Annotated in this window: 15 protein-coding genes; 6 read left to right on the forward strand and 9 right to left on the reverse strand. The window is 60.7% G+C overall.

Going from position 1 to position 12465, the window contains the following annotated elements; all coding sequences use genetic code 11:
* Window positions 1-8 precede the first annotated feature (8 nt).
* Together FHX11_RS00705 and FHX11_RS00710 are read right to left on the reverse strand one after the other, a co-directional pair.
* On the reverse strand, window positions 9-284 hold the full coding sequence (locus FHX11_RS00705) for a type II toxin-antitoxin system RelE/ParE family toxin (RefSeq protein ID WP_184354053.1): 276 nt from the start codon (window positions 282-284) through the stop codon (window positions 9-11).
* Complete coding sequence (locus FHX11_RS00710; RefSeq protein ID WP_210292295.1) at window positions 284-559, reverse strand: ribbon-helix-helix domain-containing protein; 276 nt, start codon at window positions 557-559, stop codon at window positions 284-286. Before FHX11_RS00710 ends, FHX11_RS00705 begins: the two co-directional genes overlap by 1 nt.
* Before the next feature lie 210 nt (window positions 560-769).
* Here FHX11_RS00710 and FHX11_RS00715 point away from each other — a divergent pair, with 210 nt between their 5' ends.
* Window positions 770-2632, forward strand: coding sequence for an ABC transporter ATP-binding protein (locus tag FHX11_RS00715; RefSeq protein ID WP_184354057.1), 1863 nt, complete (start codon window positions 770-772; stop codon window positions 2630-2632).
* Between the two features lie 42 nt (window positions 2633-2674).
* Here the strand turns inward: FHX11_RS00715 and FHX11_RS00720 are convergent, their stop codons facing one another.
* On the reverse strand, window positions 2675-3610 hold the full coding sequence (locus FHX11_RS00720) for an endonuclease/exonuclease/phosphatase family protein (RefSeq protein WP_184354059.1): 936 nt from the start codon (window positions 3608-3610) through the stop codon (window positions 2675-2677).
* 472 nt (window positions 3611-4082) lie between these two features.
* Here FHX11_RS00720 and petA point away from each other — a divergent pair, with 472 nt between their 5' ends.
* The 4 genes from petA to FHX11_RS00740 all read left to right on the forward strand — a co-directional run bounded on the left by petA (window position 4083) and on the right by FHX11_RS00740 (window position 7502).
* Window positions 4083-4661 (forward strand): ubiquinol-cytochrome c reductase iron-sulfur subunit, encoded by a 579-nt coding sequence (gene petA / locus FHX11_RS00725; protein WP_184354061.1) that lies wholly within the window; start codon window positions 4083-4085, stop codon window positions 4659-4661.
* Window positions 4662-4675: 14 nt separating this feature from the next.
* Window positions 4676-5950 carry a cytochrome b N-terminal domain-containing protein gene (locus FHX11_RS00730; RefSeq protein WP_184354063.1) on the forward strand — a complete coding sequence of 425 codons (1275 nt, stop codon included), beginning with the start codon at window positions 4676-4678 and terminating at the stop codon, window positions 5948-5950.
* Between the two features lie 22 nt (window positions 5951-5972).
* Window positions 5973-6839: a cytochrome c1 gene (locus FHX11_RS00735; protein ID WP_184354065.1), complete on the forward strand. Its 867-nt coding sequence runs from the start codon at window positions 5973-5975 to the stop codon at window positions 6837-6839.
* A gap of 120 nt (window positions 6840-6959) precedes the next feature.
* Entirely contained in the window at window positions 6960-7502 is a 543-nt protein-coding gene (locus FHX11_RS00740; RefSeq protein ID WP_184354067.1) for an adenine phosphoribosyltransferase, read from the forward strand.
* A gap of 154 nt (window positions 7503-7656) precedes the next feature.
* Here FHX11_RS00740 and FHX11_RS00745 read toward each other — a convergent pair whose 3' ends face one another.
* The 3 genes from FHX11_RS00745 to ychF form a co-directional block, all read right to left on the reverse strand.
* Window positions 7657-8124: a MaoC family dehydratase gene (locus tag FHX11_RS00745; RefSeq protein ID WP_184354069.1), complete on the reverse strand. Its 468-nt coding sequence runs from the start codon at window positions 8122-8124 to the stop codon at window positions 7657-7659.
* Window positions 8121-8585 carry a MaoC family dehydratase gene (locus FHX11_RS00750; RefSeq protein ID WP_184355737.1) on the reverse strand — a complete coding sequence of 155 codons (465 nt, stop codon included), beginning with the start codon at window positions 8583-8585 and terminating at the stop codon, window positions 8121-8123. Before FHX11_RS00750 ends, FHX11_RS00745 begins: the two co-directional genes overlap by 4 nt.
* A gap of 188 nt (window positions 8586-8773) precedes the next feature.
* Entirely contained in the window at window positions 8774-9877 is a 1104-nt protein-coding gene (ychF, locus tag FHX11_RS00755) for a redox-regulated ATPase YchF (RefSeq protein ID WP_184354071.1), read from the reverse strand.
* 257 nt (window positions 9878-10134) lie between these two features.
* On the opposite strand from ychF, the gene clpS reads away from it, so the two are divergent.
* Window positions 10135-10446 (forward strand): ATP-dependent Clp protease adapter ClpS, encoded by a 312-nt coding sequence (clpS, locus tag FHX11_RS00760; RefSeq protein WP_184354072.1) that lies wholly within the window; start codon window positions 10135-10137, stop codon window positions 10444-10446.
* 15 nt (window positions 10447-10461) lie between these two features.
* Here clpS and FHX11_RS00765 read toward each other — a convergent pair whose 3' ends face one another.
* From FHX11_RS00765 to FHX11_RS00775, 3 genes are all read right to left on the reverse strand, one after another.
* The gene (locus FHX11_RS00765; RefSeq protein ID WP_184354074.1) at window positions 10462-10941 is read right to left on the reverse strand and encodes a GNAT family N-acetyltransferase; all 480 of its coding nucleotides are present in this window, start codon (window positions 10939-10941) and stop codon (window positions 10462-10464) included.
* Window position 10942: 1 nt separating this feature from the next.
* Window positions 10943-11659: an aminoacyl-tRNA hydrolase gene (gene pth / locus FHX11_RS00770; RefSeq protein WP_184354076.1), complete on the reverse strand. Its 717-nt coding sequence runs from the start codon at window positions 11657-11659 to the stop codon at window positions 10943-10945.
* Window positions 11660-11732: 73 nt separating this feature from the next.
* Window positions 11733-12464, reverse strand: coding sequence for a transporter substrate-binding domain-containing protein (locus FHX11_RS00775; protein WP_184354078.1), 732 nt, complete (start codon window positions 12462-12464; stop codon window positions 11733-11735).
* Window position 12465 lies beyond the last annotated feature (1 nt).

Here is a 12465-nt window from a genome sequence, read left to right on the forward strand (position 1 = left end):
TCTCTATTCTACCGATCTTCCCGTCCATGCCATATGCGCAGGATGAAAACAGTCGAGCCCGCAACTTCGTAGCGCATTTCATAAGCGCCCACGATGATGCGCCTTACGTCACGAGGCTCGAACTCCTCGAGCCTTTCGCCGACGCGCGGATATTGAAGCAGCTGCAGCGGAGCAGCGGAAAGTGTTTGCACGGTTCTTATCGCTGCCGCTTTATTGACCGATGTCAGGAAGTCGTGGACACGGATCAGATCGGACTGCGCTTTTGCGGTCCACTTGATTTCCATCAGCGGTGTCGCGCCTCGTCTTCCGGTTCGCCCAGTCCGCGCACCCAATTCTCGATGACTTGATGGTCAACGACATTCCCGGCATCGACGTCGGATAACGCCTCAAGCGTCAGCCTGTAGCGTTCTTCCTGCAACTCCACCCAATTGTTTAGCGCCTGCTTCACGATCCATCCACGCGAGCGCTCGAGCCGGGCCGCCATCTGGTCGATTTTTTCCGCCAACGACAAGGGAACATGCGCGGTAAGAACCTTCGTGTCAGCCGTCTTGTTGCTCATTTCCATCGCATCCTGTTTCTCGTCGCATGCTAATGGGTGTGATGAGTTTTGCATAGATATCTATCGCTTCTAATCTTTTTGATTAGGATCGATTGTATTTTTGCGATGTCCGGAAATACGAGTGCAAGCAGTGAAACCTAACGAAAATATAACCTTTTCCGCGAGCCGTCGTTACTTTGCGCAGCTTTGGAAATTCCCTATATCGCTCAGATGCTGATCCGTTCCGTCTTCCGACTGTTCGAAACCTGGATTGATCCCTATTACCGCAGCGGCGATCTCCGTCCGCCGCGGTCGCTCGGGGCTTTCATCTGGTATTATGTCGGGCAGGCGAAGGGGCCGTTTCTGGCGATGGCGGCGCTCGGCGGTGCCGTGGCGATGCTGGAGGCGGCGCTGTTCTGGTTCGTCGGCCATCTCGTCGATATCCTCGACAAGGTTAGTCCAGGCGAGGGCTGGAGCGGATTGCTTGCGGGCCATGGCGGCGCGTTGCTTGGCATGGTCTTCGTGGTGCTGGTGGTGCGGTTTCTGGTGGTCAGTCTGGGCGCGCTGGTCGAGGAGCAGGTGGTCGTGCCGGGTTTCCTCAATCTCGTGCGCTGGCAGGCCTATCTTCATGTCTCCCGCCAGTCGGTGAGTTTCTTCCATAATGATTTTTCCGGCCGCATCGTCACCAAGGTCTGGTCGGCGGGGCAGGCGACGGGCGATCTCGTGGTGTCGCTGCTGCAGGTGGTCTGGTTCATCATCATCTATGCGGCTTCGACCATCGCGCTGGTCGGTGGGCTCGATTGGCGGCTTGCGCTGGTGATCGCGGTCTGGATCGGCGTCTTCTCGCTGCTCGCCCGCTATTTCGTGCCACGAATCCGCCGTCACGCCCGCAATGCCGCCGAAGCGTCGTCGATGCTGAATGGCCGCATGGTCGATGCCTATGCCAATATCCAGACCCTGAAACTCTTTGGGCGCGAAGAACAGAACGACGCCTATATCCGCAACGGCTTCGATCGTTTCCAGGCCGCGGTCATGCCGTTCACGCGGCTTCTGACCGGCGTTCGTTCGTCGTTGGCGCTGCTGTCGGGCGTGATGATCACAACGATCGCGGCCCTTGCCATCCATTTGTGGTTCGCCGGCCAGATTTCGACCGGCGGCGTCGCCTTCACGCTCAGCATGGTGCTGCGGCTCAACATGCTCTTCGGGCGCATGATGGCGCAGTTCAATGCCATCATGCGCAATCTGGGCACGATCCAGAACTCCGCTGAAATGGTCTCCGAGCCGATCGGCCTCGTGGATCGTCCCGGCGCCAAGGACCTGCGCATTGTCCGGCCGGACATCCGCTTCGAGCATGTGAATTTCCACTATGGCCGCGGCAGCGGCGTCATCGATGATTTCTCGCTGACGATCCATGCCGGCGAAAAGGTCGGCATCGTCGGCCGGTCCGGGGCCGGCAAGACGACATTGGTCAATCTGCTCTTGCGTTTCTACGATCTGGAGGGCGGCCGCATCCTGATCGACGGGCAGGATATCGCTGCGGTCCGGCAGGAGTCCCTGCGGGCGGGGATTGGCATGGTGACGCAGGATACGGCGCTGCTCAACCGGTCGATCCGCGACAATATCCTCTTCGGCCGCGCCGATGCGAGCGAAGCGCAATTGCTGCAGGCGACGCGCCGGGCGGAGGCGGACGCCTTCATCTCAAGCCTGGAAGACCAGAAGGGACGCAAGGCCTATGCCGCCCATGTCGGCGAGCGCGGCGTCAAGCTTTCCGGCGGCCAGCGCCAGCGCGTCGCGATCGCCCGAGTCATGCTGAAGGACGCGCCAATCCTGGTGCTCGACGAGGCTACTTCGGCGCTGGATTCGGAGGTCGAAGCGGCGCTGCAGTCCAATCTCGAAACCCTGATGGAGGGCAAGACTGTGCTTGCCATCGCGCATCGCCTGTCGACCATCGCCAAGCTCGACCGGCTGATCGTCGTCGACAAGGGCAGGATCATCGAGGACGGCACACATGACGAGCTGCTGGCCCGGGGCGGCCTCTATTCCGAACTCTGGGCCCGCCAGTCCGGCGGCTTCATCGCGGCCGACGCGGAATGATCAGATTGCACCGCTCGGCTAAGCCCGAGCGAAATCAAGATCCTATTTTGAAATGCTGAACTCGGTCATCAGGCCGAAATGGTTCGATCCCATGGCATCCGGTATCTGCCGGACGGAGGTGAGCCGGAGCGGGGCGCGCGCGAAAACATGATCGATGGCGATGCCATAGGCGCCGGCTTCGACCGGCCATGTGGCAGGTTCGGGGAATGTGTGCCTCAGTTCGGTATCGTCGAGAAACTGCCGCATGTCGGGCGCGATGACCGCGGCGTTGAAGTCGCCGGCAAGGATCAACGGTTCTTGCACATCTTTCAGGATCGAACCGAGGATATTCAGTTCGATGGCGTGGAATTCGTCGAAATAGGGCTTGCTGAGATGGGCGGAGGCAAAGGCCACCGGCTGGCCGTCCATGTCGATGGTCGCCAGGATGAAACGATTGCTCCAGAGACTGCCGAGACTGCGTATCTCCTGCGTCCGGAAGGGCCGCTTCGACAGCAGCAGGGAGTCGCAGCCGTCGGTCATGATGCCGCAGCCGATGCGGTAGGGATAGGTATTGCCGATACGCTGCAGCTCCGTCTTTATCGGTTCGGCCTCGAAAATCTCCACGACATCGGCTTTCGAGCTGATGATGAAGTCGGCGATGCGGGCGCCGTTTTCGAAATTGCTGTTCTCGATGTTGAAGGAAAGCAGCCTGACGCTCTTGTCCGCATTGGCGACCGCGGGCGCGTCGGCGGCATATTCCCGCAGCATCAGCACCGAATGAACCGTGAGCCCGATGCCGAAAACAAGCAGGAGAGCGGCATACCAATGCCGGCGGAAGAGGAGTGCCAGCAGGGCAAGCGCGATGGCGAGAAGACCGAAGTGCGTCTGGAGGCTTTCGAAGAAGGCGAGCAGCCAGAGATCCATGACATAGCGCGCCGCCAGCGTGCCTAGCAGAAGCGTGATGAGCACGCACAAGACGCAATAGATCGTCTGCCTCATAAATCGTATCCTTAGGCCTTGCTAAAATGCGGCTCGGCGCAAGGGGAGAGCGCCGGAGGTGGTGGGCAATATCATCATGGGACCTGCATGGGCCGGCGGCGAGGAAAGCCGCCCGCCGCATAGATCCGAACTGGGCGTATCATGGATTTTGTTGCAATGCAGCATTGAATTCATTGTCTATTTTGCTTTGCAATGTGAAATTTTATTATAAGAATCTTACGGTTTTTCATGCTCTTACGTCGATTTTCCTGACGAGGCGGATTTTAACCTCGACGGATGCGGCCAAATAGCGCGCTTTTCCCGCGACATTGTGCCTCCACCCCTTGCCAAGACTGGACATAATTTGCGATCAAGCTTAGAACGCGGCGGGATACGGAGGAATCTATGGCGGAATTGTGGTCGCGTTGATTCGCCGTTGGTGAGGGGACCGCAGCGCCTAGCTGCGGATTTTGCGGAAGAGGATGGTCCGGCATTGAGCGAGCATACTACGACAGGTGAAACCACGGGCGAGCCAACTCGCCGAGATTTCCTTTATCTGACGACGGGCATGGCTGGCGCAGTGGGCGCCGTTGCCGTCGCATGGCCGTTCATCGACCAGATGCGGCCGGATGCCTCGACACTCGCTCTCGCTTCCATCGAAGTCGACGTGACCAGCCTGGAGCCCGGCATGTCGATGACGGTGAAATGGCGCGGCAAGCCGGTTTTCATCCGCAACCGCACCCAGAAGGAAATCGATGACGCCAAGGGCGCGCAGGTTGCCGAGCTGAAGGACCCGGTCGCCCGCAACGCCAACCTGCCGCCGGATGCACAGGCAACCGACGTCGCGCGCTCTGCCGGCGACGGCAAGGAGAACTGGATCGTCATGATCGGCACCTGCACGCATCTGGGCTGCGTGCCGCTCGGTCAGGCGGGGGAATATGGCGGGTGGTTCTGTCCCTGCCACGGTTCGGTCTATGACACCGCCGGTCGCATCCGCAAGGGGCCGGCGCCGATGAACCTTCTCATTCCGCAATATGCGTTTTCATCAGAAAAGAAAATCAAGATCGGTTGAGGGGGAGCTGAATCATGAGTGGTCATTCGTCTTACGAGCCGTCCACGGGGCTCGAAAAATGGATCGACGCGCGGCTGCCTCTGCCGCGCATGGTCTATGACAGTTTCATCGCCTATCCGGTCCCGCGCAACCTGAACTATGCCTATACGTTCGGCGCCATGCTGGCTGTCATGCTGCTTCTGCAGATCCTGACCGGCGTCGTTCTCGCCATGCATTACGCAGCGGATACGACTATCGCCTTCAACTCGGTCGAAAAGATCGTCCGTGACGTCAATCACGGCTGGCTGCTGCGTTACATGCATGCCAACGGCGCGTCCTTCTTCTTCGTGGCGGTCTATCTCCACATCGCCCGCGGTCTCTACTACGGCTCCTACAAGGCGCCACGCGAAATCCTCTGGATCCTGGGCGTGGTGATCTATCTCCTGATGATGGCGACTGCTTTCATGGGCTATGTTCTGCCCTGGGGCCAGATGTCCTTCTGGGGCGCCACCGTCATCACCGGCTTCTTCTCGGCCTTCCCATGGGTGGGCGACTGGATTCAGACCTTCCTGCTTGGCGGTTTCGCCGTCGACGATCCGACGCTCAACCGTTTCTTCTCGCTGCATTACCTGCTGCCCTTCATGATCGCGGGTGTCGTCATCCTGCACATCTGGGCGCTGCATGTGACCGGTCAGACGAACCCGACCGGCGTCGAAGTCAAGCTGAAGACCGATACCGTGCCCTTTACGCCCTATGCGACGCTGAAGGATGCGCTTGGCGTCTCCATCTTCCTGCTGGTCTTCGCCTATTTCGTCTTCTATCTGCCGAACTTCCTCGGCCATGCTGACAATTACATTCCGGCCAATCCGCTGAAGACGCCGGCCCACATCGTTCCGGAATGGTACTTCCTGCCCTTCTATGCGATGCTGCGCTCGATCACCTTCAACATCGGCCCGATCGACTCCAAGCTCGGCGGCGTCCTGACCATGTTCGGCGCGATCATCGTGCTGTTCTTCCTGCCCTGGCTCGATACCTCCAAGATCCGCTCGGCGGTCTATCGTCCCTGGTACAAGCTGTTCTTCTGGCTGTTCGTTGCCGATGCCGTTCTGCTCGGCTGGCTCGGATCGCAGCCGGCGGAAGGCAATTTCGTGCTGATTTCGCAGTTCGCGACGCTGTTCTACTTCCTGTTCTTCCTCGTGGCCATGCCGGTGCTTGGCATTGTCGAGACACCAAAGCGCATTCCGAATTCGATAACGGAGGCGGTTCTTGAAAAGCAGGGCGGCAAGAATGCTGCTCCGGTCGAAGCGTAACCGGCGGTAGGGGAAGAGAACAATGAAAAAGCTTGTTGCCGGCCTTCTGTCCCTGGCGCTCATCGGCGGCCTTACCACGGCTGTCGCCATCGCCGCGGAGACCAAGCATGCCGCCGAGTCCGAGACGCCGCATTATCCGCTCAAGGAGCCGCGGGAAGAACACTGGACCTTCTCGGGTCCCTTCGGCTACTACGACAAGGCCCAGCTCCAGCGCGGCCTCAAGGTCTATACGGAAGTCTGTTCCGCCTGCCATTCCATGAAGCTGGTCGCCTTCCGCACGCTGGAGGATCTCGGCTACTCGGAAGCGCAGATCAAGACCTTTGCGGCGAATTACGAAGTGCAGGACGGTCCGAACAGTCAGGGTGAGATGTTCACCCGCAAGGCCCTGCCGTCGGATCATTTCCCGTCGCCGTTCCCGAACGACGAAGCGGCGGCCGCCTCGAACAATGGGGCCGTGCCGCCGGACATGTCGCTGCTTGCCAAGGCGCGCGAAGTCGAGCGTGGCTTCCCGCAGTTCATCTTCGACATCTTCACCCAGTATCAGGAAGGCGGGCCGGACTATATCCACTCGCTGCTGACGGGCTATGAAGAGCCGCCCGCTGGCTTCCAGGTGCCGCAGGGTTCGCATTACAACCCGTATTTCGATGCGGCCGCGACTTTTGCCATGCCGAAGCCGCTTTCCGACGGCCAGGTGACCTATGACGACGGCACGCCGCAGACGGTCGATCAGTATTCGCGCGATGTTTCCGCCTTCCTGATGTGGGCTTCGGAGCCGCATCTGGAGGATCGTAAGCACCTCGGCTTCATGGTCATCGTGTTCCTGCTGATCTTCTCGACGCTGATCTATCTCACCAAGCGGTCGGTTTACGCCAAGGCCGGCGCGCACTGAGCGATTTCGTCATGCAATCGACGGGAGGCGGCTCTTCGGGGCCGCCTTTTTTGTTGGTATCGCGCACGGGTCTTGATAGGGTGCGGCCGGCCCTGTCATAGCCTGAGAGTACATATTTTCATGAACACCATCGCTTCGGAGCTTGCCGCCAGCATCCGCTCCATTCCGGATTATCCCAAGCCCGGCATTATCTTTCGCGACATTACCACGCTGCTCGGCGACGCCAGAGCATTCCGCCGCGCCGTGGATGCCCTTGTGCATCCCTATGTCGGCACCAAGATCGACAAGATCGCCGGCATGGAAGCGCGTGGTTTCATCCTGGGCGGCGCGGTGGCGCATCAGCTGTCGGCGGGCTTCGTGCCGATCCGCAAGAAGGGCAAGCTGCCGCATGATATCGTGCGCATCGCCTATAGCCTGGAATATGGCGTCGATGAGATGGAAATGCATCGCGATGCCGTCAATCCCGGCGAGAAGGTGATCCTGGTGGACGACCTCATCGCCACGGGCGGCACCGCCGTCGGCGCGACGCAGCTGCTGCGTCAGATCGGCGCCGAAGTCGTGGCCGCCTGCTTCGTCATCGACTTGCCCGATCTCGGCGGGCGCAAGAAGCTCGAGGCGCTGGATGTGCCGGTTCACACCCTGGTGGAATTCAGCGGGCATTGAACGCTTCTCTCAGAGGGAAGACGCTGCGCGATGATCTCAACTGTTGAGTTCGCGGAGGGTGCCTACCTCCCTCTGTCCCTTTCGGGACGGAGGGGGTATCAGAGGCGCGGCAACGAGGAGCTTCATTTGCCTCGTTCTTCTCCTCCCAAAGACGTCACTCAAATTCCAGCACGGAACTCTCGAACCGCAACACCGGCACGCCATGCTGGTTGAACCCGTCGCAGGCGATGGTGTTGAGCGTCCAGCCGGGACGTGAGGCCAGCGGGCGGCTCGCAAGCAGGGTGACGCCGTAGGTCACCGTATCGCCGGCAAAGACAGGGCGCAGCCATTGCAGGTTCCGGAAGCCGGGCGAGGGGCCGAGATTGGGCGGCTTGATGCCTTCGCCCGCGAGGCGGGCGGTTTCGTCCTTCCAATAATCGACGAAGGTGCGCATCCAGACCGCGCAGGTGTGCCAGCCCGAGGCGCAGAGACCGCCGAACAGCGTGTCCTTGGCGGCTTCCGCATCCACGTGGAAGATCTGGGGATCGAAGCGCGAGGCGAAGCGGACGATGTCTTCCGGGGTAAACAGCCGGCTGCCGATCTCGGTGCGCTCGCCCGTGGGGTAGAGGTCGATCATCTTCATGCCGGCGTCTCCACGGCCAGGCGCATGCGGATCATGGTGGCATTCTCGCCGAGGCAGACGAGTTCGCCACGCTGGTTTTCCACCTCATGGCGGAACTTGACGATGCCCATGCCGGGGCGGGAGCGCATGGGGCGGGATTCGAGCACGATCGAGCGCCCGGAAAGCGTGTCGCCGGCGAGAACCGGCTTCTTCCATTCCATGAAATCGATGCCGGGCGCGCCTTCGGAGGCGGTGTCGAGCAGATAGGCGTCGCACATCATGCGCATGAACATGGCGGAGGTGTGCCAGCCGGATGCCGCCAGTCCGCCAAGAATGCTGGCGCGGCCTGCAGCCTCATCGATATGCATCGGCTGCGGGTCGAATTCCCTAGCGAATTCAAAGATCTCCTTGGCCGTCACATGCTTGGGGCCAAGCGAAAACGTCTGTCCGGGCTGGAAATCCTCATAGGCCAGTTTTGCCATGTCCGTCATCGTCCTCCTCATCCATGTTCGGCAATCGCATGGCTGCAGGGCATGGTGCAAGCGATTTCATCGCTGCGATGGACAAACGTGCGGCTGAGATATCCTGCCGCATCGCAGCCGCCGATTGCGGCCGGCATGCGCAGGGGGAGATGCCGGCGCTCGGGGAGAGCCGGCAGGGTCTTTATCCATCAGGTGTTGAAGCGGAAGTGGATGACGTCGCCGTCCTGGACGACATATTCCTTGCCTTCGTCGCGCGCCTTGCCGGCTTCCTTGGCGCCGGTTTCGCCGTTGTAGGCGATGTAGTCGTCATAGGCGATGGTGTTGGCGCGAATGAAGCCGCGTTCGAAGTCGGAATGGATGACGCCGGCCGCCTGCGGCGCCTTGGTGCCCTTTTCGATCGTCCAGGCGCGGGTTTCCTTCGGGCCGACGGTGAAATAGGTGATGAGGTGCAGCAGCTTGTAGCCGGCGCGGATCAGCCGGTCGAGGCCGGCCTCGTCGAGACCGAGTGCGGACAGGAATTCGGTGGCTTCCTCTTCGGGCAGCTGCGCCACTTCCGCCTCGATGGCGGCGGAGATGATCACCACTTCGGAATTCTGCTCCTTCGCCATGGCGGCAACGGCCGCCGTGTGTTCGTTGCCGGCAACGGCATCGGCTTCCGCGACGTTGCAGACATAGAGCACGGGATGCGAGGTCAGGAGGTTCAGGCTCTTGAGGATGCGGGTTTCCTCCGCATCCAGCTTCGACAGCAGCGTGCGGACAGGCTTGCCCTCGTTCAGGAGCTTCAGCGACGCTTCCATCAGCGGCAGCATCGCCAGGGATTCCTTGTCCTTGCCGGTGGCGCGCTTGCGCGTCTGTTCCGTGCGGCGCTCGAGGCTCTCGAGATCGGCGAGCATCAGCTCGGTCTCGATGGTCTCGGTATCGGCGACGGGATTGATGCGGCCTTCGACATGGGTGATGTCGCTGTCTTCGAAGCAGCGCAGCACATGCACGATGGCATCGACTTCGCGGATGTTGGCGAGGAACTGATTGCCGAGGCCTTCGCCCTTCGAAGCGCCGCGCACGAGGCCGGCGATGTCGACGAAGGAGATGCGCGTCGGGATCAGCTCCTTCGACTTGGCGACATCGGCCAGCTTGCGCATGCGCGGATCGGGAACCGCGACTTCACCCGTGTTCGGCTCGATCGTGCAGAAGGGATAATTCGCCGCCTGCGCCGCCGCCGTCTTGGTCAGCGCGTTGAACAGAGTGGACTTGCCGACATTCGGCAGTCCGACGATACCGCATTTGAAACCCATGGCACCTTGTCCATATCTTGAAAATCTTTGCTGTGCCTATGGGGGAAGGGCCGTTGCGGGTCAAGCCTTGCGCGGGAAAAGCGGCGTTTTTCTGCGGCAGACCATGCTTGCGGGCCGTCGGCAATCTCTCCCGCTCACGGCTGCTTGATGCCGACGGCTGGTGCGGCGGGTCGTTTTCCTTGAATGGCCGATTGCGGTGCAGTATAAATCTGTTATCAGCGACAAAGCCTTTTCCTCTGTCATCAACGGTGGTTCCGATGAGTGACAATGACGTTGTCCTAAAACCGAAGACCAAGACAAAGCCGAAGGTCGAGCGGCCGAAGCTCTACAAGATCATTCTCGTCAATGACGATTATACGCCGCGCGAATTCGTCATCATGGTGTTGAAGGCCGTCTTCCGCATGAGCGAGGAGGCGGGCTATCGCGTGATGATGACCGCGCACAAGCTCGGCACCTGCGTTGTGATGGTCTGCGCGCGCGATATCGCCGAGACCAAGGCGCAGGAAGCGGTCGATCTGGCAAAGAGCGCCGGATTCCCGCTGATGTTCACCACCGAGCCGGAAGAATAGCGGTCTTCGGGAGCGTCAGGACACGGTTGGGCGGCGGATCTGGAAGCCGGTCTTGTCCTGCGAGAAGCCGCAATTGGCATAGAAGCGCAGGGTTGCCGGGTTTTTCGAGCCGGTCAGCAGCATCACCTTGTAGCAGTTCTTGTCCCACGCGGTCTCTATCGCCTTGCGGATCAGCACGCGGGCGTGGCCCCGCTGGCGATGCTCGGCATGGGTCACGACATTCTCGATCAGTGCATAGGACGCAGCGCCGCGCGTCAGGTTGGGGATGACGGCCAGGGTGACGGAAGAGACGGCAATGGTGCCGATAAACGCCGCGAAGATCGTCATCCCCGGATGTGCCAGCATTTCGGCAAAGCGGTCCTCGGCCAGCGCCGGCTCCAGCTCGGGATCGCCGGGATTGAGATGCCGATAGAGCGCGAGAAGGGTAGGGAGATCGCCGGCCGCAGCCGGGCGGATCACCATAGCCGTGTCGCCGCGGTTTACGGCTTCCGCCATCTCAATCGTCCTTCTTGCCGAACATTCTCTTCAGCATCTCAGCCATCGGACCGGTCTCGGGCATGCGCGGCTGGTTATGGCTGCGGGCCTGGTGGATATGCGATTTGGCCACCGGCTTCTTTTCCTGCTTCGGCGCCTCTTCCTCCGCCTTGCCGCCGAGGGCAAGGGCGATCTTGTTCATGAGCTGGGAATCCTCGCCGCGCGCCAGCATGTCGGCATTGTCGGCGAGCGCGTCGAACAGCGGTTCCAGCCAGTCGCGGTCGACCTTGGCGAAGTCGCCGAGCACGTGATTATGCACCAGCTCCTTGGCGCCGGGATGGCCGATGCCGAGCCGCAGCCGCCGGTAGTCGCGGCCGCAATGGGCGTCGATCGACTTGATGCCGTTGTGGCCGCCATGGCCGCCGCCGGTCTTCAGCCGCGCCTTGCCGGCCGGCAGATCCAGTTCGTCATAGATCACGACGAGATCGGAGGGTTCCAGCTTGTAGAAGCGCATGGCTTCGCCGACGGATTCTCCAGAGAGGTTCATGAAGGTCTGCGGCTTGATCAGCAGGACCTTCTGGCCGCCGAGGTCGCCTTCGGCGATCTCCGCCTTGAATTTCTTCGACCACGGCGAAAAGCTGTGGCGGCGATGGATCGCGTCCACTGCCATGAAGCCGATATTGTGGCGGTTGCCCTGATATTTGGCGCCGGGATTGCCGAGGCCTGCAATGAGAAGCATGCGCTTCACCCTTTGGAAAATGCCGATGCCCTTCACCACAGGGATTTGACGGCAAAGTCAAGGCGCTATGCCGTCAGTCGCCGAGGTGCAGGCCGTACTTGAGGAATATCTGCTTCTGCGTGCCGTCGGCGATCAGCTCGTCGAGTGCTGCCTGCATCCGCTTGCGCAAATCCTCGGGAAAATCCTTCTGGCAGGCGATCCCCATCGGCTGCTCGGAGAGGATGGTGACTTTTTCGACCGCATTGCCCTCCTTCTTCAGCTTGTCGAAGTATATTTCGGAGATCGGCATCAGGTCGATGCGGTCGCTCATCAGTTTCTTCAGCGTCGCCTTGAAGTCGCTGCCGACATCGATGCGCGGGAAATTGGCCCGCCGCAACGTGGCCTCGGTGTAATCCTCGCGCCATGTGCCGACGATATAGGCTCGCGCTTCGTCGAGCGTATCGGCGGTGACGGGAGAGCCGGCATGCTTGATGAGGATATTGCGGTCGATCAGCAGGGGCTCGACCCATTTGAACAGCTTGTCGCGCTCTTCATTGTGGGCGGTGACGAAGACGCAGGTCATCGGCGCCGTCTGCGCCTGGGCATAGGCGCGAGCCCAGGGCATGATCTCGATCGAGTAATCGACGCCGATATCGGCCATGATCTTCCGCACCTGCTCGACGGTCGCGCCGACCGGAGTCTTGCCGTCGCGATAGTTGAAGGGAGGATATTCCTCCGTGGTGAAGATGACGGTTTGCGCCTGCGCCGCGGCGGCGAGGCCAAGGAGGGAAAGACTGAAAAGAACCGGGAGCAACAGTTTCCGCATA

It is taken from the genome of Rhizobium sp. BK602, assembly GCF_014195095.1.
Lineage (GTDB): Bacteria > Pseudomonadota > Alphaproteobacteria > Rhizobiales > Rhizobiaceae > Rhizobium.